Origin of the sequence: Sphingosinicella xenopeptidilytica (genome assembly GCF_042676985.1) — a bacterium.
Classification (GTDB): Bacteria; Pseudomonadota; Alphaproteobacteria; order Sphingomonadales; family Sphingomonadaceae; genus Sphingosinicella; species Sphingosinicella xenopeptidilytica.
This window is the reverse complement of sequence record NZ_JBHTIK010000005.1, coordinates 356,069-382,958: the sequence shown is the minus strand read 5'-3', so window position 1 is coordinate 382,958 and position 26,890 is coordinate 356,069. Positions and strand designations below refer to the sequence as shown.

General features: G+C 66.2%; 12 protein-coding genes. 6 read left to right on the top strand and 6 right to left on the bottom strand.

Annotated elements, in window-relative coordinates:
- The first annotated feature begins 1 nt into the window (after position 1).
- The 5 genes from ACFQ00_RS09795 to ACFQ00_RS09775 all read left to right on the top strand — a co-directional run bounded on the left by ACFQ00_RS09795 (position 2) and on the right by ACFQ00_RS09775 (position 19,995).
- Entirely contained in the window at positions 2–502 is a 501-nt protein-coding gene (locus ACFQ00_RS09795; protein ID WP_381489664.1) for an invasion associated locus B family protein, read from the top strand.
- A gap of 29 nt (positions 503–531) precedes the next feature.
- A complete protein-coding gene (locus tag ACFQ00_RS09790; protein ID WP_381489662.1) occupies positions 532–15,483 on the top strand; it encodes a YDG domain-containing protein in 14,952 nt (4,983 codons plus the stop codon).
- Between the two features lie 77 nt (positions 15,484–15,560).
- Positions 15,561–17,330, top strand: coding sequence for an arylsulfatase (locus ACFQ00_RS09785; RefSeq protein WP_381489659.1), 1,770 nt, complete (start codon positions 15,561–15,563; stop codon positions 17,328–17,330).
- A complete protein-coding gene (locus ACFQ00_RS09780) occupies positions 17,327–18,349 on the top strand; it encodes a glutathione S-transferase N-terminal domain-containing protein (RefSeq protein ID WP_381489656.1) in 1,023 nt (340 codons plus the stop codon). Before ACFQ00_RS09785 ends, ACFQ00_RS09780 begins: the two co-directional genes overlap by 4 nt.
- Positions 18,346–19,995, top strand: a complete 1,650-nt coding sequence (locus ACFQ00_RS09775) for a sulfatase (RefSeq protein WP_381489653.1) — start codon at positions 18,346–18,348, stop codon at positions 19,993–19,995. The genes ACFQ00_RS09780 and ACFQ00_RS09775 overlap by 4 nt, the downstream gene beginning before the upstream one ends.
- Here the strand turns inward: ACFQ00_RS09775 and ACFQ00_RS09770 are convergent.
- Genes ACFQ00_RS09770 through ACFQ00_RS09760 form a run of 3 tightly spaced genes read right to left on the bottom strand, consistent with a single transcriptional unit; the run spans position 19,980 to position 22,095 of the window.
- Positions 19,980–20,861, bottom strand: coding sequence for an SUMF1/EgtB/PvdO family nonheme iron enzyme (locus tag ACFQ00_RS09770; RefSeq protein ID WP_381489650.1), 882 nt, complete (start codon positions 20,859–20,861; stop codon positions 19,980–19,982). The two genes, ACFQ00_RS09775 and ACFQ00_RS09770, sit on opposite strands and share 16 nt — an antisense overlap.
- Positions 20,858–21,472, bottom strand: coding sequence for a TetR/AcrR family transcriptional regulator (locus tag ACFQ00_RS09765; RefSeq protein ID WP_381489647.1), 615 nt, complete (start codon positions 21,470–21,472; stop codon positions 20,858–20,860). Before ACFQ00_RS09765 ends, ACFQ00_RS09770 begins: the two co-directional genes overlap by 4 nt.
- A complete protein-coding gene (locus ACFQ00_RS09760) occupies positions 21,469–22,095 on the bottom strand; it encodes a class I SAM-dependent methyltransferase (protein WP_381489644.1) in 627 nt (208 codons plus the stop codon). The genes ACFQ00_RS09765 and ACFQ00_RS09760 overlap by 4 nt, the downstream gene beginning before the upstream one ends.
- Before the next feature lie 151 nt (positions 22,096–22,246).
- Between ACFQ00_RS09760 and nhaA the strand changes: the two genes are divergently transcribed.
- A complete protein-coding gene (gene nhaA / locus ACFQ00_RS09755) occupies positions 22,247–23,434 on the top strand; it encodes a Na+/H+ antiporter NhaA (RefSeq protein WP_381489641.1) in 1,188 nt (395 codons plus the stop codon).
- Here nhaA and tesB read toward each other — a convergent pair.
- From tesB to ACFQ00_RS09740, 3 genes are all read right to left on the bottom strand, one after another.
- Positions 23,431–24,297 (bottom strand): acyl-CoA thioesterase II, encoded by an 867-nt coding sequence (gene tesB / locus ACFQ00_RS09750; protein WP_381489636.1) that lies wholly within the window; start codon positions 24,295–24,297, stop codon positions 23,431–23,433. The genes nhaA and tesB overlap by 4 nt on opposite strands.
- Positions 24,297–24,719 carry a methylmalonyl-CoA epimerase gene (mce, locus tag ACFQ00_RS09745; protein WP_381489633.1) on the bottom strand — a complete coding sequence of 141 codons (423 nt, stop codon included), beginning with the start codon at positions 24,717–24,719 and terminating at the stop codon, positions 24,297–24,299. Before mce ends, tesB begins: the two co-directional genes overlap by 1 nt.
- Before the next feature lie 74 nt (positions 24,720–24,793).
- Entirely contained in the window at positions 24,794–26,881 is a 2,088-nt protein-coding gene (locus ACFQ00_RS09740; RefSeq protein ID WP_381489629.1) for a TonB-dependent receptor, read from the bottom strand.
- Positions 26,882–26,890: the final 9 nt, after the last annotated feature.

Sequence of the window (26,890 nt, the reverse complement as noted above, 5' to 3'; positions counted from 1 at the left end):
CATGATCGCCCTGCTTCTCGCACTTGCCGCCGCCGCGCCCGAAACGCCGAAGAGCAATGTCCACGGAGACTGGGTCGTGCAATGCACGAAGGCAGCAGATGTGCCGCCGTGCGAGATCGCGCAGGCCGCGACATCGAAGAGCACGGGCGAGCAGATCATGCGCATCGCCTTCGCCTATCGCGGCAGCGGCGAACGCTACGCCGTGCAGCTTCGCCTGCCACTCGGCATCCGCCTCTCGCAACCGCCGCTGCTGCGCCTCGACGAGACCATCGACCTCGAAGGCTATGGCTTCACGCGCTGCGACGCGGGCGGGTGCTACATCGAGCGCCTGCTCGGCACCCCGGAGATCACGCGCCTGCGCGCGGCGAAGACGGGCGTGCTCGCCGTGCTCGGCAGCGACGGCAAGCCGATGGTGCTCCCGCTTTCCTTCAACGGTTTCGCCGAGGCGCTCGACGCATCGGCAATTCAGAACACAGCGTGGGCGAAGGCCGCCAACCGCTGAAAGACCAATAACAACAAAAGGCGTTCCCGATGGCCCCGCGTTCCGTATTCGACAAGCGCCGCATCATTCTTGCGGGCACCAGCCTTGCCGCACTCGCGCTTGCGGGCGCGGCGCACGCCGGCCCCTCCGGCGGCACGGTGAACGCCGGGAACGCATCGATCGCGGGCGACGGCACCGGCCACGTGACAGTGACGCAGACGAGCGACCGCGCGATCCTCGACTGGAACAGCTTTTCGATCGGCACGGGCGAAAGCACGCGCTTCATCCAGCCCGGCAGCACGTCGGTCGCCGTGAACCGCGTGACGGGCGCGGACCCCTCCTCGATCCTCGGCAGCCTCACCGCGAACGGCCGCGTCGTCCTCATCAACCGGAACGGTATCGCCTTCGGCAAGGATGCGACCGTGGACGTCGGCGGACTCGTCGCGACGACAGCGGACATCGACCGACAGGCCTTCATGGCGACGGGATCGCTCAATTTCTCCGGTGGTAGCCTGCCCGGCGCATCGATCGTCAACGAAGGGCGCATCACGGTACGCGACGCGGGGCTCGCCGCGCTGGTCGCGCCGAGCGTCCGCAACAGCGGCACGATCATCGCCAACCTCGGCCGCGTCGCGCTCGGCGCAAGCACCGCCTTCACGGTCGATTTCTACGGCGACGGACTGGTATCGTTCGCGCCGGACGGCATCGTCGCGGCCACCATCGGCGACGGCGGCACTGCACTTGTCGACAACAGCGGCGTCATCGAAGCGAGCGGCGGCAAGGTGCTGCTGAGTGCCGCTACCGCGCGTGACGTGGTCAACGCTTCGGTGAACGTGTCGGGCGTCGTGCGCGCGGATGGCATCAGCCGCAAGGGCGGCAGCATCGTGCTTTCCGGGTCGGGCAGCGTCACCGCGACCGGCCGCCTCAGCGCCGACAGTGAAAAGCAGGGCGGCGGCGCAATCGCGATCAGCGGCAGCAGCGTTTCCCTGGGCGGATTGATCTCCGCCAGCGGCACAGACGGCGGCGCGATCACGGTCGAGGCGGACGGTCTGCTATCGCTTGCGGAAAACATTGCCACAACCGGCCGTCTCGGCGACGGCGGCACGATCCGCCTCGATGCCGGGCGCATCATCGAGACCGCGACGAGCCGCAACGACGCCTCGGGCGCGGTAAACGGCGGCGCGATCCGCGTCGTCACCGAGGGCGGGCTCGCCACGTCGGGCACCTATGCGGCGGACGGCGTTTACGGGCGCGGCGGACGGATCGATCTCAGCGGCGCCAGCGTCTCGCTGCTTTCCACGCACCTCAGCGCGCGCGGTCGGCTTGCAGGCGGGCTCGTGCGCATCGGCGGCGCGTTTCAGGGCGGCAAGACGCCCGATGCGGCGCAGGCTTATCATTCGACGTTCCTCGGTCGCTGGGGCAGTCTCGAAGCCCTACCGAGCGCGGACACGCTTTTCGTCGGCAACGCCACCGCGATCGACGTCTCGTCCTCACGCGGCGACGGCGGCACGGCGGTGTTCTGGTCGGACACGCGAACGACCTTCCTCGGCGCGGTCGATGCGCGCGGCGGGCGCGGCGGTTCGGTAGAAATCTCCTCGGCGGGCGATCTTCGGCAGGCCGCGCTCGACCGGGTATTCACGGGTGCGGGCGGGCATCTGCTGCTCGATCCGAAGAACATCGTGATCGGCACGGTCGACGACGTCGAAAGCTGGCAGTACGCCGCGATCCTCGGCGCCGTCTATGCGAACGACAGCAATCCGGACACCTTCGCCGATGCCATCGGCGCGAGCATCGACACCAGCGATGCGTTCGGCGTTTCGGTCGCGATGAACGCAGCGGGAGACCGCATGGCGATCGGCGCCAGCGGCGATGACGGGGCCGGCAATGTCGTGCTCAACATGGGCGCGGTCTACCTGTTCAGCTTCGCCGACAGTTCCTTTTCCGGCGGCACGCTGAAAGGCATCATCGGCAAGGGCTACACGGGCGGCGGCAACATCGATGTCGGCCTGTCCGGGGCGGACGCCTTCGGTACGTCCGTGGCCCTGAATGCGGCGGGCGACCGCCTTGCCGTCGGCGCGGTCGGCGACGACGGTTTCGGTGAAAGCACCAGCGCGGCGGGCGCTGTCTATCTGTTCACGTTCGCGGATTCGAATTTCTCGGGCGGTACGCATGTCGGCACCATCGGCAAGGACTATGCCGGAGCAGGCGACTTCAATCTCGCACCACTGGAGACCGATGACAGCTTCGGACGTTCCGTCAGCCTCAACGCCGCCGGAAATCGGCTTGCGGTCGGAACCTGGACCGACAACGGCTTCGCGAACGGTGCGGCGGATTCGGGTGCCGTGTATCTGCTGAGCTTCGCGGACACCGCATTCGGCGGCGCCAGCCACGCCGGGACGATCGGCAACGGATATATCGGTGCGGGCGATGTTTCCCTGTCCGGTGTTGCGGCGGGCGATCTTCTCGGCGTTTCCGTCGCGCTCAATGCAACGGGCGACCGGCTCGCCATCGGCGCGGCGGGCGATGACGGCGCCGGCAACGCCGCGGACGCTTCGGGCGCGATCCATCTGATCAGCTTCACCGACACGAACTTCTCCGGCGGCACGCTCTCGGGGACTGTCGGCAAGGGCTACGTGGGTGGCGGCGACACCAACATCTCAGCGCTCGGCGCAGGAGATTCGTTCGGCTATTCGGTCGCCCTGAATGCCGCGGGCAATCGGCTTGCCGCGGGCGCGCTCGGCGACGCCGGGAACGGCGACACCACGGCGGGCGCCGGTGCGGTCTATCTGCTCAGCTTTTCCGACGGGAATTTCTCCGGCGGCGCGCAGACGGCCATTGTCGGCAAGGGATACACCGGCGGAAAGAACATCGGCATCCCCGAGATCGAGGGCTCCGACGCCTTCGGCTTTTCGGTGGCGCTGAACGGCGTGGGCGACCGACTCGCGATCGGCACATACGGCGACGATGGCGGCAACAACGCCAGCACGGGAGCAGGCGCAGTCTATCTCCTCGGCTTCAGCGACGGCAATTTTTCGAACGGGGCGGTGCGCGGCGTGCTCGGCCGCGATTCCTGGCATACCGGCGACATCGATATTCCCGCGCTCGACAGCGGCGACAGTTTTGGCGTTTCCGTCGCGCTCAACGGCGTCGGCGATCGCATGGCGGTGGGCGCCTGGGCGGACTCGGGATTCGGCAACGTCACATCGGGTTCCGGCGCGGTCTACCTGTTCAGCTTCGACGATGCGAATTTCTCGGGCGGCACGCTCTCGGGCATCATCGGCAAAGGCTACACGGGCGGCAAGAACGTCGACATGCCCGGCCTTGAAATGAACGATTGGTTCGGCAGCGGCGTCGCGCTCAATGACAGCGGCGATCGGCTGGCGGTCGGCGCGCTCGGGGATGACGGCGGCAGCACGACGAACACCGGCGCGGTCTATCTCTTCACCTTCTCCGACGATGACTTCTCGGACGGCACCCACGTCGCGACCGTGGGCAAGGGATACGGCGTCGACGTTTCCGGCCTTGCCATGAACGATCAGTTCGGGATTTCGGTCGCGCTGAACGCGGCAGGCGACCGGCTCGCCGTGGGCGCCATCGGCGACAAGGGCGCCAACGACGATCTGACCTCGGCGGGCGCGGCCTATCTGATCCGCTTCAACGACAGCAACTTCACCGGCGGTGCGGTGGCCGGTGTGATCGGCGCCGACTACGCGGGCACGAACGATATCGACGTGACGCAGCTCGGCGCCTCCGATCAATTCGGCGTTTCCGTGGCGCTGAACGGCGCCGGTGACCGGCTCGCCGTCGGCGCCATCGGCGACGGTGGCAGCGGCGATGTCGCCAGTGCGTCGGGTGCCGTGCACCTGTTCAGCTTCACCGACGACGACTTCACCGGAGGCAGCCACACCGGCACGATCGGCAAGGGATACACGGGCGGCGCCAACGTCAACGTCGGCGCGCTCGAAGCGGCCGACCAGTTCGGACGCGGCATCTCGCTCAATGATGCGGGCGACCGTCTTGCCGTCGGCGCCTTCGGAGACGGCGGCAATGCGAACAGCGCCGCCGGTTCGGGCGCCGTCTATCTGCTGAGTTTCACGGACGGCAATTTTTCGGGCGGCAGCCTGACGACCACGCTCGGCAAGAATTATTCGGGCAGCGACAAGATCAATGTCATCTCGCTCGACAACAGCGACCAGTTCGGTGTGTCGGTCGCGCTGAATGGCGCGGGCGACCGGCTCGCCGTCGGCGCGACCGGCGACGGCGGTGCGAGCAACCGCACGGCCGTGTCGGGCGCGGTCTATTTGTTCCGCTTCGAGGATACGAATTTCTACGGCGGCAATCTCGTCGGCATGGTCGGCGACGGTTATGTGCGGACACACGATATCGCGCTCAACGCCGCGCCCGACACCGGCGAGCAGTTCGGCATGGCGGTGGCACTGAACGGCGCCGGAGACCGGCTTGCCGTCGGCGCCTATGCCGACAACGGCGCGGGCAATGCCGCGGCGGCATCCGGTGCCGTCTATCTCTTCAGCTTCAGCGACGACCAGTATTCGGACGGCGCGCTCGAGGCGATCGTCGGCAAGGGCTATGTCGGCGGCAAGAACGTGAACGTTGCGCAGCTCGACGCGGCCGATGGTTTCGGCTTCTCCGTATCGCTGAACGACGACGGCGACCGCATGGCGGTCGGCGCGTGGGCGGACGCCGGGCTCGGCAACACGACCGGCGGTGCGGGCGCGGTATACCTGTTCAGCTTTTCGGACGACAGCTTCGCGGACGGCGCGCACGTCGGCACCATCGGCAAGGGCTATACGGGCACGGGCAACATCGATCTGACGCCGCTCGCCGCGGCCGACAGGTTCGGCACGTCGGTGGCCTTGAACGCGGCGGGCGACCGGCTCGCGGCGGGCGCCTATCTCGATGACGGCGTCAGTGGCGGCGCCAACGACGATTACGGCGCGGTCTATCTCTTCCGTTTCACCGATACCGATTTCGGCGGCGGCACGCATTCCGGTACGATCGGCAAGGGTTATGTCGGCGTGGGCGACGTCAACGTCGCCTCGCTCGATACCAGCGACTTTTTCGGCGTCTCGGCCGCTCTGAACGGTGCCGGCGACAGGCTCGCGGCGGGCGCCACCGGCGACAATGGTTCGGGCAACAGCACCACGGACGCCGGCGCGGTGCACCTGTTCACGTTCACGAACGGCGATTTCGGCGGCGGTGCGCTCGCGGGTACGATCGGCAAGGGCTACAGCGGCGGCAAGAGCCGCGATCTTGCCGCGCTGGAGGCCAGCGACCAGTTCGGCCGTTCCGTCGCCCTGAACGGCGACGGCGACTATCTCGTCGCAGGCGCGAACTACGACGACGGCGCCGGCAACGCTGTCGAGAACGCGGGCGCGCTCTACCTGCTCACCTTCTCCGACACGAGCTTCACCGGGGGCGTGCACAAGGGCACCATCGGCAGCGGCTACGCGGGGACATTCGATACCTCGCTCACGCTCGGCACCGGCGACAATCTCGGCGTCTCGGCGGCGCTCAGCGCGAATGGATTTCGCCTCGCGGCGGGCGCGAACGGCGACGACGGCGCCAGCAACAGCATCAGCAACAGCGGCGCCGTTTATCTGTTCACGACCGACCTCGCGGCGGCGGGCGGCCTCTCCTATGCCGACGATCCGGACGCGACCGTCAACATCTCCGCGACTTCGCTCGCGGCGCTGCTCGCGGCGGGCACCAACCTGACGCTGCAGGCTTCGAACGACATCACCGTCTCGGCCGCAGTAACGGTGAACAACGCACTCGGAGACGGCGGCGATCTGACGCTGCAGGCCGGGCGCAGCGTACTCCTCAATGCAAGCATCACCACCGACAATGGCGATCTCACGCTCATCGCCAACGATACGCTCGCGAACGGCGTGGTGGATGCCCATCGCGACAGCGGAGCCGCCGCCATCACTATGGGCGTGGGCACGGCGATCGCCGCCGGTACCGGCACCGTCACCATCGATCTGCGCAACGGCGCGGGCAAGACCAACGCTGCGGCGGGCGACATTACGCTGCGCGCGATCACGGCAGGTGCGCTCACCGTCACGAGCGCCGCCACCGCGGGCGATATTCTGCTGAACGGCAACATCACGACCGGCGGCGCGCAGGATTACACATCCGAGCGCGATATCAAGCTCGCGGCAAGCACGACGCTCACCGTCACGGGCGCCGCGACGCTGAGCATGGACGCGGCGCGGCAGGTTTCGCTCACCACCGGCGCGAAGGTCGAGAACACATATGCCGGCGGGCTGACGCCGTTCGCGGCGATCGACATCACGGCCAATCGCCGCGCGACCGCCGACGCCGGAACGCTGAGCGGCATCGACCTGAGCGGCGCGATCATCCGCACGGCCGCGGGCGCGGCGGGCAGCATCGCGCTTTCAGCGCGCGGCGGCGCGGCCGACGGGCGCGGCATCAACATGCTCGGCGGATCGACGATCGAATCGCTGGGATCGGGCGCGATCACGCTTCACGGCACCAGCGGCACGGGCTCGGGCGGCACCACCTACGGCGTCTTCCTCCATCAGTCGTCGCAGATCGTCGGCACCAACGGCGACATCGAGATTACCGGCGAGGCCGTGGGCAGCGGCGTGGCGCCGGGCCTCTACGTGTTCAGCGGATCGCAGGTGCGTACAACCGGCACGGGCGACATCGCGCTCATCGGCTCCGCCGTGGCGGGCGGCCAAGGCGTGTGGATCGCATCGAGCTCGGCGGGCGTGCACACGATCTCGGGCGACATCAGCATCACCGCGACGAGCGGCGACGGCGGACAACCGGATTTCACGATCGGTTCGGGCGGCACGCTCGGCAGCGCGAACACGAACGACATCACCATCAATGCGGATACGATCGGTTTCACGGGCACGGTTTCCGGAAACGGCATCCTGACGATCCAGTCGCGCACCGACGGGCGAACCATCGGCCTCGGCAGCGGTGCCGGCGACCTCGCGATCGACGCCGCCTCGCTCGCCAACATCCAGAACGGCTTTTCCGAAATCGTCATCGGCAATGCGGATGCGGGCGCCATCACGGTCGGAAGCGGTCTGTCGGCCTTCGTCGACAACCTGCGCCTCCAAAGCGCCGGGGCGCTTGCCATCGACGGCACGCTCAGCACGGGCAGCAACCGCCTGACGCTCGACGTTGCCGGCGGTGGAACGCAGAGTGCGGCGCTGACCGCCGGCCAGCTCCTGCTGCTGGGCACGGCCAGCAACTACACCTTCAATCATGCAGGCAATACGATCGGCACGCTCGCCGCGAGCATCGGATCGGGATCGATCTCGCTGACCAACGGTAGCGGCACCAGCTTCAGCGTGGGCGCGATCGGCAGTACAGAGGGCATCGCAGCCGCCTGCATCGCGCTCGTCAGCAGCCCAACGAACGGCGACATCACCTTCACCCGAGGCGTTACGACGACGGGCGCGCAGAGCTATAATTCCGCACGCGACATCAAGGTAAGCACCGGAAACGTTACACTTTCGGCGTCTGGCGAAGTGCCGATCACGTTGACTGCCGCGCGGCAGATCGTCCTCTCGGGCACAAGCCGGATCGAGAACACGAACACGACAGCGACAGGCAAGTTCGACGCGATCATCCTGAACGCCAACCTCGCAGACAGTGCGGCCGAGGCGAACCTCCACGGCATCTACGGCGACAACACGAAAATCATGGCCAGCGGCTATGGCAACATAAAGCTCGCGGGACGCGGCATCGCCTCCAGCAACAATGCGCAGACGGCGCGTGCCGGCATCACGTTTTCCGGTTCGACGATCCAGTCCGAACACGGCGACCTCAGCGTCACCGGGCATGGCGGCGGCGGCACCGCCGACCGGGCCATGTCCGGCGTCGTGCTGCAATGGGGCAGCAAGTTCGCCACCGTGGGCGGCGGCAACATAGACATCAAGGCCTATGGCAGCGATGCGGAGGGTGCATCGAGCGCGGCAGCGTTCGATCTGAATACCGGGATCGTCGAGGCGACCGGAAGCGGCAGCCTTACCATCCTGGGCGACGGCGGAGACGGCAACGGCCTTCATGGCGTCCGCCTGAACACCGTCAGCCGCTTCCAGACCGCTTCCGGCGCGATTTCGATCACGGGGCTCGGCGGCAACGGTTCGACGGCAGCGCACGGCGTGAACATCACGGGCGGCACTGTCTCGTCCGGCGGCGAACTCACGATCGACGGAACGGGTGGCGACGAAACCGGACACGGCATTGCGATCCAGGGGCCCGTTTCAGCGCTGGGCAGCGCCAGCATCTCGATGACCGGCCACGCATCGGGAACGAGCAGCAACAACAGCGGCATTCTCGTCACCACCGGCGGCAGCATCACCTCTGCAACGGGTGACATCACGCTGACCGCGACCGCCGACGGCACCGCCGGCAACTTCCCGGCGCTCTACGTGCTGGGCGGTGCAACCACCGCGATCCAGTCCACTGCGGGCGGCGACATCACCCTCCAGGGCACGCGCAGAAACGGCATCGGCGAGGGCGTCTGGATCGGGAGCGGCGGCGGCAGGGTGCAGACGACGAGCGGCGACATCTCGATCACCGGCGTGACCGAAAACAGCACCGGAAGCAACAGCTACGACGGCGCCCGCATCGCGGCGAGCGGGCAGGTTTCCACCAGCGCCGGCGGCGATATTCTGCTGACGGGCACGGCCGCGGGTAGCGGCAACGATGTCGGCCTGTTCGGAACGGGTGTGCTCGGCGTTACGGCAACCGGCGATATCACCATAACCGGAGACACGATCGGCATAGCCGTCACGTCCAGCGTTGCCGGAAGCGGCGTTCTGACGATCCAGACGCGCACGGCCGGGCGCACGATCGGCATCGGCACCGGCGCGGGCGGTGATCTTACGCTGAGCGCCAGCGCGCTCGGCCGTCTCCAGAATGGCTTCAGCGAAATCGTTATCGGCAATTCCACGGCCGGTGCGATCTCCGTGGGAACAGGCCTGTCCGCTTTCACGGACAACCTGCGCCTTGTCGGCAGCCAGACGCTCGCCGTGGACGGCGTGCTCAATACCGGCGGCAATCGCCTGACACTGGATATCGCTGGTGCGACCACCCAAAGCGCCGGAATCACGGCCACCCAACTCCTCTTGCTGAACGATACCGGTGCTTACACGCTGACGAACACAGGAAACGACATCGGCACACTCGCCGCCGACACGGATGTGATCGAGCTGACGCACGGCGGCGCAGGCGCGCTTACAATCGGTGCAATCGGCCCTGTATCCGGAATTACGGCGACACGCGTCTCCCTTACCGCGACGCAGGCGACCAGCAGCCTGAACTTCAATCAGGACGTGACGACGAGCGGCGCGCAGACCTATTCGGCGACACTCGGCAACATCACGGTGAACAGCGGTGCCGATCTGCTCGTTACCGGCAAGGCAACGCTTGCCCTGACGGCGGGTGCGCGCATCCTGCTTTCCGGTGGCACGCTCGCGAACAGCTACACAGCGGACAGCGACGCGTTCGAAGCGATCACGCTGAAGGCGAACGAAGCCGGCACGGGCACAGGCTCGGGCGATGCAGCGATCAAGCTGGCCGGGGGCGCCGGCATCTCCACGGCAGCGGGAGGCGGCGGCAACATCAGCCTGCTCGGCAAAGGCGGCGCAAGCATCAGCCACGGCATATTCGTGGATGGCAGCACCATCGAATCGCTGGGCGCCGGAACGCTCACGCTGACCGGAACGGGCGGCACCGCCGCAAGCGGCACGAACATCGGCATCTACCTGAAGGGCACGGCCACCGACGTCGTCAGCAATTCCGGCGCCATGCTCATCTCGGGAACCGGCGGCGCCTCCACCGGGCCGCAGAATTACGGCGTGCATATCCACGACGGCGCCACCATCGCGTCCACGGGCACGGGAGACGACGCGGCGGCGATCGAGATTATCGGCGCGGCGGGCGGCACCGGAAGCGGCGCGACCAACATTGGCGTCTACGTGGCGGATACCGGCGCGGCGATCACCAGCATCGACGGCGATATCAGCGTGACCGGCACCGGCGCGGTGGCATCGACATCGAACAACAACATCGGTGTGCGCCTTATCAATGACGCACGAATCGAATCGACCGGAACCACTGCCAACGCGGCGAAGATCACGGTCATCGGCAACGCCGGCGGCACCGGCGCGCTTTCAGCGAACAATCAGGGCGTCAGCCTGCAGGGCGCGGCCGCGACGATCACAAGCGCGTTCGGCGACATCGCGATCACCGGGACAGGATCGGAGACGGCAGGGAGCGCCAACAATCACGGCATCCATATTCTGGAAGGCGCGCACATCGCATCGACGGGCACAACGCCCGGCGCGGCGAAGATCACGCTTTCCGGACAGGGCGGCGGCGATGCCGCATCGGCGACCACGAACACAAACATCGGAATCTATCTTTCGAGCCCCAATACTTACATCGAGAGCATCGTCGGCGACATCACGATGACCGGCACGGGCGGCGCTGGATCGGACGGCGTGGATGCGCATCACTACGGCATCCAGCTCGGGCTCGGCACGCAGGTGAGGTCCACCGGCAGCGATGCCAATGCCGCCGATATCATCGTTTCGGGAACGGGTGGCAGCGGCACCGGAAACAAGCGCAACGGCGTGTATCTGAACGCTGTCGAGGCCCTGAAAAGCGACGCCGGCAATATCTCCATCACCGCACGGGGCGGTGTGAGCGCAGGCGGCACGGGCAACGACGGGCTTTACGTTTCCGGCGTGGGCACAAAGGTTCAAAGCGGCAGCGGCACAATCGTTGTCGATGCGGCGAAAGGTGGCGGCACCGGCAAGGACCTCAACAACCTGACCGGCAGCACGGCGGTACAGTCCACAACCGGCCGCTGGATCATTTACCTGACCCATCCGGATAACAGCACCTTGAACAATCTCGCCAGCGGCAATCTGCCGATCTGGGGGAAGACACAGTTGACGCTGACTCCAGGCTCAGTCGGTTCCGGCAACCGCTACGTCTTCGCCAATCAGCCTACGCTCACAGTTTCAACGAGCTTCTCCGACAGCAAGACCTATGGAACCGAATATACATTCCCGACACCGACGCGCGGCATCAATTACAGCATTTCCGGTATCGTATCCGCATCCAGCTATCAAAGCGTGTGGACGCAGGAGACACTGAGCGATCTCGGCATTTCCGGCGTCCCCGAATTCAGTTCGAGCGGCGCCGCAGCGGCCGCGAATGTCGCCGGATCACCCTATGCCATCAGCATAGCCAACGGCACGCTTGCAAGCAGCGCCGGCTATGCGTTCGGTACCCCCTCCTCCACCGGTACGCTGACCGTGACGCCGAAAACATTGACGATCACCGGCGTGACCGCGGCGGGGAAGGATTACGACGGCGATGACGACGCCGACCTTTCCGGCGGCGCGCTGGACGGGGTGGTCGGCAGCGACGATGTCGAATTCACCGCGGGCGCGGGCGCGTTCGCGAGCAAAAATGTCGGAACATGGGTGGTGACCGCCACGGGCTACACCCTCTCCGGCAGCGACGCCGCGAACTATGAACTCACCCAACCCACCATCGCCAATGCGACGATCTCGGCAAAGGTTCTCACGCTGACCGGCGTGACTGCTGCGGGCAAGGATTATGACGGCGATGCCGATGCCGACCTCTCCGGCGGGTCTCTGGTCGGTATCGTCGGCAGCGAGGATGTCGAATTCTCGGGAGGAAGCGGTACATTCGCGAGCAAAAATGTCGGGACGTGGACGATCACGGCAACCGGCTATGCGCTCACCGGTGACGATGCAGACAACTACACGCTGACGCAGCCGACGATCGCCAATGCGGCGATCTCGGCAAAAGCTCTCACGCTGACCGGCGTGACCGCTGCGGGCAAGGATTATGACGGCGATGCCGATGCAGACCTCTCCGGTGGGTCGCTGGTCGGTATCGTCGGCAGCGAGGATGTCGAATTCGCCGAGGGTTCGGGGCTGTTTTCCAGCAAGAACGTGGGCACATGGAGTGTTACTGCGTCGGGCTATATGCTCACCGGTGATGACGCCGGCAATTACACGCTCACACAGCCCGCTGTCGCGACCGCAACGATTTCGGCAAAGGCTCTCACGCTTTCCGGCGTCACTGCGGCGGGCAAGGACTATGACGGCGACACCGACGCCGATCTTTCCGGCGGCGCGCTCTTCGGCGTGGTGGGAAGCGAAGACGTTTCGTTCGTCTCGGGCTCCGGCGTATTCGGAAGCCGCAATGCCGGAACCTGGTCGGTTACAGCTACCGGTTATGCGCTGTCGGGTGACGACGCCGGAAACTATACGCTGACGCAGCCGACGGTCGCGAACGCGACGATCGTCCCGAAAGCCATCACGCTTTCCGGGGTAAGCGCCGCGGGCAAGGAATACGACGGGAACAGCAATGCGGACCTTTCGGGCGGAATGCTTGTCGGCACCGTCGGCAGCGATGATGTGTCGTTCGCGTCCGGTAGCGGCGTGTTTGCGAGCAGGAATGCCGGCACGTGGAACGTCACCGCGTCGGGCTACACGCTCACCGGCGACGATGCCGGTAACTACACGCTGACGCAACCGGCAGTGACCGATGCGACGATTACCGCAAAGTCACTCAGCCTGTCCGGTGTCATCGCCGCGGGCAAGACTTACGACGGCGTTGCGGACGCCGTGCTTTCGGGAGGTGCCCTCGTCGGCACGGTTAGCGGCGACGATGTCGCATTCTCGGCGGGTTCGGGGCTGTTCGCGAGCAAAAACGCGGGGACGTGGAGCGTCGCCGCATCGGGCTACACACTCATCGGCGCCGACGCCGGGAATTATACGCTGACGCAGCCGACGATCGCCAATGCGACGATCTCGCCGCGTACGCTGAATGCGGGCGTCACGGCGGACGGCAAGATCTATGATGGGACGCGCGACGCCGCCCTCACCTTCTCCACTGGCGACATCGTGACCGGGGATTCGGTGACATTCGCCTACGACGCGCAATTCGCCGACAAGGTGGCCGGGACGGGCAAGGCCGTCAGCCTGACCGGCAGTGTGACGCTCACGGGAACGGATGCCGCGAACTACACGCTTGCGCTCGATCCGGGTGACGTGTCCGCGCTCGCAGCGGATATTACGGCACGAACACTGACGGTGAGCGGCGTCGGCGCACTCGACAAGATCTACGACGGCGGCACATCGGCCGGACTTTCGTTCGCGACTGCCGACATTCTCTCCGGCGACACGGTGACGTTCGATTACACGGCGAACTTCGCGGACAAGAATGCCGGCGTGGGCAAGGGCGTGACCGCCTCCGACGTTTCGCTCTCGGGCGCGGATGGCGGAAACTATGTTCTTGTCCTCGATGGCGCATTGCTCGCTGAGCTCACGGCCGACATCGACCGGAAGACGCTGACTCTGGATACCGCCGCAGCGGTGGACAAGACGTACGACGGCAACCGAAACGTGACACTCGACTTCACGACGGGCGACCTGGTTGCCGGCGACGACATCGGTTTCCTCTACGAGGCACTCGCGGCGGACGGAAATGCCGGAACCGGCAAGGCCGTGACGGTCACCGGGGACACTATGTCCCTCAGCGGTGCCGATGCGGACAACTACGATATCGGCTTCGATCCCGCTTTGCTCTCGGGCCTTGCGATCGACATCGCCGCAAGGACGCTGAACATCACCGCCGTTGCGGCGCTCGACAAGGTTTACGACGGAACAACGACGGCCGCGCTGACGATCACCGCGACAGGACTTGTCGGCGGCGATGATGCGGCGTTCGGCTACGATGCGCGCTTTGCGGACAAGAACGTAGGCGCCGGAAAACCCGTCACGGTGGTGGATGGCATCAGCCTGAGCGGCGCGGATGCGGACAATTATGTCGTCGTGCTCGATCCCGCGCTGCTCGGCAGCCTTTCGGCGGACATCACCGCGAAAACGCTCAGCATCACGGACGTGCTTGCGCTTGCGAAAACTTACAACGGTTCGCGCGATGCCGACCTCGCCTTCGTCACCGACGACATCGTCAGCGGCGACACGGTCGGCTTCGGTTACGAGGCGCTGTTCGGCGACAAGAATGCCGGCGCGGGCAAGGCGATCGGCGTCACCGGCGGCGCGGTGGTGCTGACCGGCGCGGACGCGGGCAATTACGCGCTCAGCCTCGATGCCGCGCTGCTGCTCGGCCTCAGCGCGGATATCGCCCGGAAGACATTGACGGTCACCGATATCGCGGCCGTCGGAAAGACCTACGACGGCACGCGCAACGTACCGCTCGATTTCACGACCGCGGATATTCTTTCGGGCGACAATGTCGCGTTCGACTACGAGGCGCTGGCTGCCGATCGCAACGCCGGAAACGGCAAGAGCGTGACCGTGGGCGGGGTTTCGCTGTCGGGCGAGGATGCGGGCAATTATGATCTCGCTCTGGACGACGGCCTGCTCGGCGGCCTCACCACGAACGTTTCCGCGAAGGCGCTGACGGTGGTTGTCGACGACCAGTCCCGTGCGCGCTTCCAGCCCAATCCGACGTTCACCTATCACCTTGTCGGCCTCGCCGAGGGTGACAATGCGTCTGTGGTGAGCGGCGTGACGTTCTTTACGGCTGCGGTGGGTGACTCGCTCGTCGGGCACTATGCGATCGAGGCGTCGGGGGGATTTGCGTCGAACTACGTGCTCGCTTACACGCCCGGCACGCTTACCGTGACCGGCCACCTGATCGCGCCCTACGATCAGGACCGCATCCAGCACGTGCCCGGCAGCCTCAGCGGCAGCGACGGTTTCGGCGGCCTCGTTTCGATCGCACCGGCACCCACGCTGCACATGCTCTCCGGCTACGCGGACATGGGGGTCGGCGAAGCGGCGGCACCGGATGGCCGCGGACCGTTCTGCTCCGATCCGGGGAACCGCACACGCGGGCAGCGCCTGCTTCCGTACCTCCAGCTCAACATGAGCGGCCGCACGCTCTACTGCCTGGGCAGTCCCTCACGTTTTGCGCAATAGACGCCTTAAATTGACAGTCCTAGTGTCATATTGTTGAGTGACAGCGGGACACGAGGGGCTGTCCAAGGGGGGTGTCGATGCGGCTGGGCGGGCTGCGGTGCTGGCTTTGGGTGGGCTTCGCCGTCATGGCGGCCTATGCGCCCGCCCGCGCGCAGCATCCGCAACCGCGCCCCAACTTCGTGCTCATCCTTGTCGACGATGCGGCGCTGATGGACTTCGGCGCCTATGGCGGCGAGGCGCGCACACCCAATATCGACCGGCTCGCGGGTGCGGGCACGCTGTTCACCCACTACCGCACCTCGCCGCTCTGCGCGCCGTCGCGGGCGATGCTGCTTACCGGCATCGACAACCACCGGAACGGCGTCGCCACCATTCCCGAGGTGCTGCCGCCGGAGCACGCGGGGAAGCCGGGCTACGGCCTCCGGCTCGAACCCGATGCGATCACGGTCGCGGAGCGGCTGCGGCGCGCGGGTTACCGCACCTACATGACCGGCAAGTGGCACCTCGGCAGCGGCAAAGGGGAACTGCCGCCGTCGCACGGCTTCCAGAAGTCGTTCGCACTCGATGCTTCCGGTGCCGATAACTGGGAGCAGAAGCCCTACATGCCGTATTACGATACGGCACCGTGGTTCGAGGACGGCAAGCCGGCGACGCTGCCCGCCGACTTCTATTCATCCGAATTCATCGTCGACCGGATGATCGACTATCTGGCGGATCAAGGCGGGAATGATCCGTTCTTTGCCTATTTGGCGTTTCAGGCGGTGCATATCCCCGTGCAGGCACCCCGCACCTACACAGCGCATTACGAGAGGGTCTACGACAAGGGCTGGGACAACATCCGCGAGGCGCGCTGGCAGCGCGCGCAGGCGATGGGTCTGATTCCCGAAGGCGCACCGCTAGCCGCCAAGCCCACCGGATTGCGAGAATGGAACACACTTCCCGATCCCGAGCGTCGCCTGCTGGCGAAGAGCATGGCGGTGAATGCGGGCATGATCGAGGCGATGGACCATCATATCGGCCGCCTGATCGCCTATCTCGAAAAGCGCGGCGTGCTTCAGAATACCGTGTTCGTCGTGACCTCCGACAACGGGCCGGAACCGAACGAACCGGTCAGCCAGCGCGGTTTCCCGCTCTGGATGCGGATGAACGGCTACAACCAGAATCTGGACCGGCTGGGCGAGAAAGGCTCGTTCGTCTCGATCGGCCCGGAGTGGGCAACCGCCGCGGCAGCGCCGCACAGCCTTTTCAAATTCTACGCATCCGAAGGTGGGCTGCGCGTGCCGTTCATCGTGTCCGGCCCGGGCATCGTGCCACAACCGCGTGTTTCCGCCGCCGCCTTCGTCACCGATGTTGCGCCGACGCTGCTCGACATCGCGGGTATAGAGGGTAGCGGCGGCAAGGCCATGACGGGGCGCAGCCTGAGGCCCGTGCTGAGCGGCACGGCGGATCATGTCTACTCGCCGGACACGCCGATCGGCATGGAGGTTTCCGGAAACGCGGCGCTCTATCGCGGCGACTTCAAGCTCGTGCGCAACCTGCCGCCGCACGGCGATGGTACGTGGAAGCTTTACGATCTCAGCCGTGACCCCGGCGAAACACGCGATCTCAGCGCGGCCGAACCGGCGCGGGTCCAATCGATGCTCGCCGACTACCAAGCTTATGCGAAATCCATGGGCGTGCTGGATATCCCGGAAGGCTACGATCCGTTCCGGCAGATCACGCTCAACACGCGCATCAAGATCCTGAAGCATCACGGATGGGCGCTCGGCGGCATCCTGCTTGCGATCGTGGCCGTTATCGCCGTTGCCGCACGGCTTTTCAGGAAACGCAAACGGAGGTCCGCTTGACCGAACCGCTCCGGCTGCTGGGCGCCCCGGGCTCGCCCTATACGCGCAAGATGATCGCGCTGCTCCGGTACAGGCGCATACCCCACGCGATCCTCTGGGGCAGCCACATGCAGCCGCCCGAAGGCCTTCCGGCGCCGAAGGTGAAGCTGCTGCCAACGGTGTATTTCCCTTTGGCCGACGGTACGCTGGAGCCTGCCGTGGATTCCTCGCCGATCATCCGGCGGCTGGAAGCGGAGCATAAGGGACGCGAGGCGATTCCCGCCGATCCGGTTCTGGCGTTCCTCAATCACCTGATCGAGGACTATGCGGACGAATGGCTGACCAAGGCCATGTTCCATTACCGATGGGCGTTCGCAGAGGATGCCGCGAATGCCGCGCCGCTGCTGGTGTTCTGGATGGCCCCGACAATGCACGCGGAAACCGCCGCACAGACGGCGGATATGTTCGCCGACCGGCAGATCAGCCGACTTTACGTGGTCGGTTCGAACGACACGACCGGGGAAACGATCGAACACAGCTATCGGCGTTTCCTTGCCGTTCTCGATGCGCTGATCGCGGGGCGCGGCTATGTGCTCGGCGCGCGGCCGTCTTCTGCCGATTTCGCCATCCACGGACAGCTCGCGCAGCTTGCCGTGATCGAGCCGACCTCCGCCGCGATTGCCGCGCAGACCGCGCCGCGCGTGCGCGCGTGGCTCGACCGTGTCGAGGATCTCTCCGGTGTCGAGCCGACCACCGCCGACTGGTTTTCGCGCGACGAGATGACCATGCTGCGCCCGCTGCTAAGCGAGATCGGGCGGGTGTACGCGCCATTTCTGATCGCGAACGCGAAAGCGGTGATGGCGGGCGCCGAGATCGTGCAGACGGAAATCGATGGACGCGCGTGGACGCAGCCGGTCTTCCCCTATCAGGCGAAATGTCTGCAGTGGATACGCGAGGCCTTCGCAGCACTTGGGACGGATGATCAGGCGGCGGTGCGGACGCTCCTCGATCGCACCGGATGCGAAGCGCTTCTGCCATGAAAAAACGTTCGGCCCTTGTCGGTGCAGCGGTACTGCTCGTCGTACTCGGTGGGGCAGCGTGGCTGAACCGCAAGGAGGTGATCCTGTGGCTCGTCACCACGCTCGCCAAGGACCGCGACATCGCGCCCTACAGCCCCGTCGCGTGGAATGAGGGTCCGGCGGCGGCACCCGCGGGAGACCGCCCACCCAACATCGTCTTCATCCTCACCGACGACCTTGGCATCAACGACATCTCGGCGTTCGGCGGCGGTGTCGCGGGCGGACGCGTGCCGACGCCGAACATCGACCGGCTGGCGAAGGAAGGCGCGCTGTTCGCGCAGGCCTATGCCGGGACGGCGAGTTGCGCGCCCTCGCGCGCGATGATCCTGACCGGCCGCTACCCGACGCGCACCGGATTCGAATTCACGCCGACGCCGGACGGCATGGGGCGGATGGTGGCGATGTTCTCGGACAATGAGCGCTCCGGTCTGCCGCCCGTCGACTGGAACCGCGACGCTGACGACAAGGTGCCGAGCTTCGACGAACAGGGCCTGCCGGGTTCGGAAATTACCATCGCCGAAATCCTGAAAGGCGCGGGTTATCACACGGTCCACATCGGCAAGTGGCACCTCGGCAGCGGCAAGGAATTCGGCGCGAACGCGCAGGGCTTCGACGAAAGCCTGCTGATGGCGAGCGGGCTCCATCTGCCGGAGGACGATTCCAGCGTCGTCAACGCGAAGCTCGATTTCGATCCGATCGACCGGTTCCTGTGGGCGCGGATGCAATATGCCGCCTCGTTCAACGAAGGCCCGCTGTTCGCGCCCGGCGGCTACCTTGCCGATTACTGGACCGACGAGGCCGTGAAGGTGATCCGCGCCAACCGCAACCGGCCATTCTTCCTCTATCTCGCGCACTGGGGCGTGCACACGCCGCTGCAGGCGACGCGCGCCGATTATGAGGCGGTGGGCGATATCAAGCCGCATCGGCTGCGCGTCTATGCCGCGATGGTCCGCTCGCTCGACCGGAGCGTCGGCCGCGTGCTCGCGACGCTGAAGGACGAAGGCCTCGACGAGAATACGATCGTGGTGTTTTCGAGCGACAACGGCGGCGCGGGCTATGTCGGCCTGCCCGACATCAATGCGCCCTATCGCGGCTGGAAGCTGACGATGTTCGAGGGCGGCATCCGCGTACCGCTGTTCATGCGCTGGCCCGCCCGCATCGCGCCTGGCACGCGCATCCAAAAGCCCGCCGGGCATATCGATCTGATGCCGACCTTCGCCGCAGCGGCGGGCGCGCCGCTCCCCGTCGGTGTCGCCATCGACGGCGTCAACCTGCTCGCGCCCGAAACCCCGGCGCGCACCGACGACGCGCTGTTCTGGCAGAGCGCCTACTACCGCGTGGTGCGGCAGGGCGACTGGAAGCTGCAGGTGACGGAACGGCCCAAGAAGACGTGGCTGTTCGACCTTGCCGCCGATCCCACCGAAAAGGTCAATCTCGCCGACGGCGAACCGGCGCGGGTCGCGGCGATGACGGCGCTGCTCGATGCGCACCGCAAGGCCGGGCGGGCGCCGCTCTATCCGCATACGGTCGAGGCACCGGTTGCGATCGACAAGACGCTCGCCGAGCGCGCCCGTCCCCGGGATGAATTTATCTACTGGCCCAACTGAGACGGTGCGTCTTTGACGATGCGGAAGCCGACGTGGCTTGCGGAGAAGTGAGCCTCCTGCGACTGGCGGGCGGCGGGGCGGTAGCGGCGGCAGAAGTTTTCCGAGCAGAGATAGGAGCCGCCCTTGATCGTCTGCGCGCCTTCGCCCCAAGGCGTGTCGGTGATCTCCCAGACGTTGCCGATCATGTCGTAAAGGCCGATGCGGCTCGGCGGAAAGCAGCCGACGGGGGCGCGGCCGGCGAAGCCGTCGGCGGCTTTCTGTTCCTCGGGAAACAGGCCCTGCCAGGTGTTGGCGACCGGCCGCGCACCGGGTGCATAGGCGCCCGCTTCCTGATCGCCGCCCTTCGGCAGGCCGAGCGATGCGGCATATTCCCACTCGACCTCGCTCGGCAGGCGCCCGCCCGCCCACGCCGCATAGGCGGCCGCATCGGCGGGGGAGACGTGCACGACGGGATCGCGGCCATGCCCGGCGATGTCCGAGCCCGGCCCTTCCGGCGTTCGCCACGTCGCGCCCTGCACCAGCTTCCACGGCCGACTCTCGCCGCCTTCGGGCGCCGTGAACACCGCCGATCCGCCATCGGCATCACCCGCCGTGCGTTCGGCATCGGTGAGATAGCCGGTGGCCTTCACGAACGCCGCGAACTGATCGTTCGTGACCTCGTGCGCCTGAATGCGGAACGCGCCGACATGCAGCGACAGCTCGGGCCGCTCCTCGGGGTAGCGCGGCGCGGCGCCCTTGATGAAGCGCCCCTCGGGCACATCAACGAAAACGCCGAGCCTGTCCGCGGGAATCCCGCACGCAGCATTCTCTCCGCGCACGCCGCACGCCGACAGCAGTGCGAACGCGAGAACCGCAGCGCGCCTCACAGGCCGAGCAGCCGTTCGACAGCAAGCCGTATCGCTGCCTCGGCGTCTTCGGGCGCGAGGTTCTGATCCTGCCGCAGGCGCTGCCACGACTGGAACCCCGTGACCATTTCAAGCGCCGCGAACAACGCAGGGTTCGACCGGATTTCGGCGGGCAGGATCGCCTGCAGGGCCGCACGCTCCATCGCGAGAAAACGCTGGTGCGCATCCATCAGATATTCGGACTGGAACCGGCGCGCGTGCGCCGCGATCTTGAACGGCATCAGCCGCTCGTAGATGCGCGCCCGGCGCGTCACGACCTCGCCCGCCCTGCCCTGCCAGTCCCGCGCTTCGAACTGCGTCATCACCATCGGCAGGATTTCCGCTTCGATTTGCGCGTTCAGTTCACGGTAGAGGCTGTCTATCTCCTCGAAATGTCGAAAAACGGTCCGGATCGAGACGCCCGCTGCCTCGGCGACGGCCGCGGCGCCCGGGTCCATGTCTCCGCCCTCGATCACAGCGCGCATCGCGGCGACGATCTGCGCGCGGCTGCGTTCGCTCCGCAGTCGGCGGCCGTCTACGGCTTCCTCGCCGCGCGGCACCAGCCGGGTGACGTTCGCCACGCTTTCCGTCATGACAGCACCGCCGCGCCCCAGCTTGCGAAGCCAGCAAAGCGCGGTGTCGACGGCAGATACATGGTTTCAAGACGGTCGACACGAAAGCCGCTGTTCGCCAACATCGCGGCCGGCTGGCGCGTCAGGTGGCAGCCACCGAAAAGACGCTTCCATACAGGCTCGATCCGCTGCTGCCAGCGCGCAACGTCCGCATCGGGCGCGAGGCCGTGCTCGGAAAACAGCACACGCCCGCCCGGCTTCAGCACGCGGCGCACTTCCCTGAGCGCGCTCCCCCAATCCGGGATTGTGCAGAGCACGAAGGTGACCACCGCCGTATCGATGCTCGCATCTTCAAGTGAAAGCCGCTCGGCGCCCGTTTCGTGGAACTGCACGCGGTCGGCAATGGCAGTATCCCGCGCCGTCTCACGTGCACGGGCGACCATGCCGGGTGCGGGCTCCACCGCGTGGAGCCGCGTGATGCGCGCCGGATCGTAGAAGGCGAAGTTCGTTCCCGAACCGCAGCCAAGCTCGAGCACCGCCCCCGTGGCTTCCGGCACGACCTTCGCGCGCTGTCGCATGACCGGCTTCGACGTGCAGGCGCACGATACGATCGCCGGCACGGCATAACGTTCCCAAAGCCCCATTCGCGCGCCTCCCTTTTCGATAGTCGGACACAGTGCGGGTGCGGGCAAGCACCATATTTCGGCAGGCCGGGCGGGCGGTTTTGGGTTTCCGCCCCAATCCTCCTCCTGTAACCCGGTATCGGGGGCGTGGCGAACGGAGCGGCGAGGTGGGATGATCGACGGTTTGCGCAATGTGATCGAACGGCCCCGTTCCGCACTTCGCGAGTTCCTGCGCACCGAATCCGCCGGCGGCATCGTGCTGATGGTGGCAGCGGTCGCCGCGCTCGTGGTTGCCAATTCACCCTTCGCCGACGCCTATTTCGCAGCCCTGAAAACCTATGTCGGCCCGCTTTCGCTCGGCCACTGGATCAACGACGGGCTAATGGCGATCTTCTTCCTCCTCGTGGGGCTGGAAGTGAAGCGCGAGCTGCTGGACGGCCAGCTTTCCACATGGGATCGCCGCATATTGCCCGGGGCGGCGGCGGCCGGCGGCATGATCGTGCCGGCGCTCATCTTCGCGGCGTTCAATATCGGGGATGCAGAAACAATCCGCGGCTGGGCGATCCCGTCCGCCACCGACATCGCCTTCGCGCTCGGCGTGCTCACGCTGCTCGGCCCGCGCGTTCCCGTGTCGCTCAAGGTGTTCCTGACCGCTGTCGCGATCATCGACGACCTTGGCGCCATCGTCATCATCGCGCTGTTTTATACCGCCGAACTCAATCTCACCGCGCTCGGCGCTGCTGTTCTGCTCATCGCGGTGCTTTACGGTTTCAACCGCTTCGGTATCCGATCGCTGTGGCCTTACATAATCGTCGGCGCGGGTGTGTGGGCAGCGATGCTGCTCTCGGGCGTCCATGCGACGCTTGCGGGCGTCGCCGTGGCGCTCACGATCCCGCTGACGCCGGCGCCCGGCCATGTCGACGACGAACATTCACCGCTGCACCGGCTGGAACACGCGATTGCCGGCTGGGTCGCGTTCGCGATCGTGCCGATCTTCGGCTTCGCCAATGCCGGGCTTTCGTTCACGAATGTAACGACCGAGATGCTGGTGAGCCCCATCGTCATCGGCATCGCGCTCGGTCTCTTCATCGGCAAGCAGATCGGCGTGTTCGGCGTGATCCATGCCCTGAAGGCGCTGCGCCTCGCCGACTATCCGGTGCACGCATCCGCACTCCAAGTCTATGGCGTCGCGCTGCTCTGCGGCATCGGCTTCACGATGAGCCTGTTCATCGGCGGGCTTTCCTATGCCTCCGACATCTATCTCGACGAGGTGAAGCTCGGCGTGCTCGGGGGCTCGCTACTGTCAGGTATCCTCGGTGCGGCGGTATTGTCGGTCGCGCGTCGCGAACAATCCACCTAGAGGTCACGCTTCCGGATCAACCCCTCCTGCGTCACCGAGGCGACGAGAACGCCGGAGCGGTCGTAGATGAGGCCACGATTGAAACCGCGCGCGCCGGACGAGCGCGGACTGTCCTGCACGTAGAGCAGCCAGTCGTCGACGCGGAACGGCGCGTGGAACCAGAGCGCGTGATCGAGGCTGGCGATCTGCATCGCTTCGTCCCACCAGGCAATATTGTGCGGCCGTTCGCTCGTCGAGAGCAGCGTCATGTCGGACGCGTAGGCCAACATGCAGCGGTGCAGCGCGGCATCGTCCGGCACCGGGGCGATCGCCTTGAACCAGATGTTCTGCTGAGGCGGCCTCGCTCCGCTGCCCGGCAACGACGGGTCGACACGGCGGAACTCGATCGGGCGCTCCTGCAGGAACCGCGCGAGCGCCGCCTCGGGAATCTGATCCGCGGACTGCCGCCGCCACTCCATATCGCTGATCAGCGCCTCCGGGCCCGGCACATCGGGCATGTCGAACTGATGCTCTAGCCCCTTTTCCTCGACCTGGAACGACGCCGCGAGGTTGAAGATCGGGCGGCCGTGCTGGATGGCGATCACCCGCCGGGTCGAGAAGCTCTTGCCATCGCGGTCGCGCTCGACCTGATAGACGACCGGCACACTATGGTCGCCTTCGCGCATGAAATAGGCGTGGAGGCTGTGCGGCGGGCGGTCGTCCGCCACCGTGCGGCTCGCCGCGACGAGCGCCTGCGCGATCACCTGACCGCCGAACAACCGGCGGAAGCCCTCGCCCGTGTTGCGGCCGCGGAACAGATTTTCCTCGATCCGTTCCAGATCGAGCGCGGACACGAGATCCGCGACCATCTCCTCCGGGCGCATCAGTGCGCGTCCTTCGGCGTTTCCATCAGTTCGAAAAGAACGCCGCCCATATCCTTGGGATGAATGAAGATCACCGGCGTGCCGTGCGCACCGATGCGCGGCTCGCCGGTGCCGAGCACGGTGGCGCCCTTCGCGCGCATGTCGTCGCGCGCGGCGATGATGTCCGGCACCTCGAAGCAGACATGATGCTGCCCGCCCGCCGGGTTTTTCTTCAGGAAGCCGTGGATCGGCGAGTCCTCGCCGTAAGGCTCGATCAGCTCGATCTGGCTGTTCGGCGTATCGACGAAGCAGACCCACACGCCCTGCGCGGGAAGCGCGAACTTTTCGTGGATCTTCGTCGCGCCCAGAAAATCGCGGTAGACGGCCACGGCCTTGTCGATCGACGGGGTTGCGATACCGACATGGTTCAAGCGTCCGATCATCTGGGCCTCCTTCGCCGCATGTTGCATCTGCGAAGAAGGCCCTTACCGCCGTAGCCGCGCAGGACGCAAGCCAGCTAGAAACTCAGGCTGAGCGTGGCACGCACGTCGCGGCCCGCGAGCGGCACATAGTCCTTGGTGAAGCTCGCATGACGGCGCGCATCGACATCGAAGAGGTTGTTCGCCGAAAGCTGGAGCGTCGCGGGGCTATCCACACCGAGGACACGCCACGAGACGGAGGCATTCACCAGCGTGTGCGAGCCCGTGGGCGTTTCGAAGGCGGCGACGCGCGTCTGCTTGTCGCTCCATTCAACCTCGATGCGGCCGTTCACAAGGTCCGACTGCGCCTCGATGCCGCCGAGCAGCCGAAGCGGCGGGATGCGCGGCGCGGGGCCGACCGAATCGATCTTCGCGCGCACATAATCGGCAACACCATCCGCCACGATGCGGAAGTCGCCCGCATCGAACAGCGGCGCGGAGAGTTCCGCTTCGAAGCCATAGTAGGTCGCGTCGGCCTGCGCGTACTGGAAGACCGGAAGCTCGTCTTCCTCCAGCCCCGTGTCCCCTTCGTAGATGTAGTTCTTGAACCAGCTCGCGAAGGCGCCGAGCGAGAAGGCGACGCCGCCGGTCTCGCCACGCAGGAAGGTTTCGAGGCCCCAGCTCTTTTCCTTGGTGAGCATCGGATCGCCGACCTCGAACGCCTGCGTCGCGATGTGCGGGCCGTTCGAGAACAGCTCCTCGGCGGACGGTGCGCGCACGGCGCGCGAGCCGTTGATGCCGATGCTGATGCCGTCGATCAGTTCATAGCGTGCGCCAAGTGCGGCGGAAAAGGCATTGAAATGACGGGTGATGCCGACCGCATTCGAGCTGACGTTCGTGCGCTCGTAGCGACCCGAGGCTTCGACGCCGAGCGCGCCGAAGTTCAGCTCCTGCACCGTAAACAGGCCGAACTGTTCGGTCTCGTTCGGCGGCAGGAAAGCTTCCTCACCGACAGCCGAGAAGTCGCGGATGTAGAACTGGCCGCCGAACGCGCCGTTCCATGCGCCGCGCTTCGCCTGCACGAGCTCGACGCGGCCTTCGACGCCCTGATTGTCGAACACGGTGCCGACTTCGTTGCCCTCGAACTCGGTGTGCGTGTAGTCCGCATAACCCACGCGGACGCGGAGCTTTTCGAGGAAGCCCTCGCCGAGCTCGACCTCGCCGCGAACGTCCGCGCGCCACTGCTTGAGGCCGATGCTGACATCGCCGTGTTCGTGGCCCTCCTCGCCTTCACCCTCACCCTCGTGCGCGTGGAGCGCGGGGCGTTCGGGAACGCCGTAGTTCGAATCGAAGTAGCCGACCGAGAAACCGAGCGATCCGCCATCGGTGATGATCGCAAGACCGCCGCCCGCCGTTTTCGTGCGCGTGAAACTGTTCGGCAGGCGTCCGCGCACGCCGGCAGCCTCGGCGGCCTCTTCGTCGCCTTCCGCGGCGTGTTCGAGCGCGTGCGCGCGAAGCTCGGGGGCGAGCGCGTAGCCGCCGATCCTGAGATTGTTGGTGTCGCGCCAGCTGCCGTCGATGTGGGCGACGATCGTGTCGGTGAGTGCGGCGTCGATACCGGCGGCGACGCTGACTTCGTCCGCCGCACTCGCGACGCTGCCGATTGCGTCGACATGCACGCCGTGCTCGGGAACCGCGCGCGGGATGCGCTTGTCGAGTACGTTGACGACGCCGCCGATCGCCGACGAGCCATAGAGAAGCGAGGCGGGTCCGCGGATGATCTCGACGCGCTGCGCGGTGATCGGATCGATGGTGACGGCATGGTCGGCGGACGTGTTCGACACGTCGATGGAGCCGATGCCGTCGGTCAGCACGCGGATGCGCTCGCCCTGCATACCGCGCAGAACGGGCCGGGAGGCGCCGGGCGAGAAGCTCGTCGCCGAAACGCCAGGCTGACGCGCGATCACTTCGCCGATCTGCGGCTGCAGCGATTGCCGGAGCTCGCCCTCGGTCATCACCGACGTGCCCGAGAGCAGATCGGCGCGTGAGCGGGCGTAAGGCGCGGTCACCACGATGTCGTCACCGATCGTGTGCAGGTCGTCGCTCTTCGGCGCCTCCGCGGTTTGCGCAAACGCCGGAAGCGCGAAAACCTGAACCGCACACGCGGCAAGAAGCATCGAACGCATAACCACGAA

Excerpts from the sequence above, each read along its gene's own strand:
- ACFQ00_RS09795 (WP_381489664.1), top strand. The coding sequence starts at position 2 with ATGATCGCCCTGCTTCTCGCACTTGCCGCCGCCGCGCCCGAAACGCCG.
- ACFQ00_RS09790 (WP_381489662.1), top strand. The coding sequence starts at position 532 with ATGGCCCCGCGTTCCGTATTCGACAAGCGCCGCATCATTCTTGCGGGC.
- ACFQ00_RS09785 (WP_381489659.1), top strand. The coding sequence starts at position 15,561 with ATGCGGCTGGGCGGGCTGCGGTGCTGGCTTTGGGTGGGCTTCGCCGTC.
- ACFQ00_RS09775 (WP_381489653.1), top strand. The coding sequence starts at position 18,346 with ATGAAAAAACGTTCGGCCCTTGTCGGTGCAGCGGTACTGCTCGTCGTA.
- ACFQ00_RS09765 (WP_381489647.1), bottom strand. The coding sequence starts at position 21,472 with ATGACGGAAAGCGTGGCGAACGTCACCCGGCTGGTGCCGCGCGGCGAG.
- ACFQ00_RS09760 (WP_381489644.1), bottom strand. The coding sequence starts at position 22,095 with ATGGGGCTTTGGGAACGTTATGCCGTGCCGGCGATCGTATCGTGCGCC.
- nhaA (WP_381489641.1), top strand. The coding sequence starts at position 22,247 with ATGATCGACGGTTTGCGCAATGTGATCGAACGGCCCCGTTCCGCACTT.
- tesB (WP_381489636.1), bottom strand. The coding sequence starts at position 24,297 with ATGCGCCCGGAGGAGATGGTCGCGGATCTCGTGTCCGCGCTCGATCTG.
- mce (WP_381489633.1), bottom strand. The coding sequence starts at position 24,719 with ATGATCGGACGCTTGAACCATGTCGGTATCGCAACCCCGTCGATCGAC.
- ACFQ00_RS09740 (WP_381489629.1), bottom strand. The coding sequence starts at position 26,881 with ATGCGTTCGATGCTTCTTGCCGCGTGTGCGGTTCAGGTTTTCGCGCTT.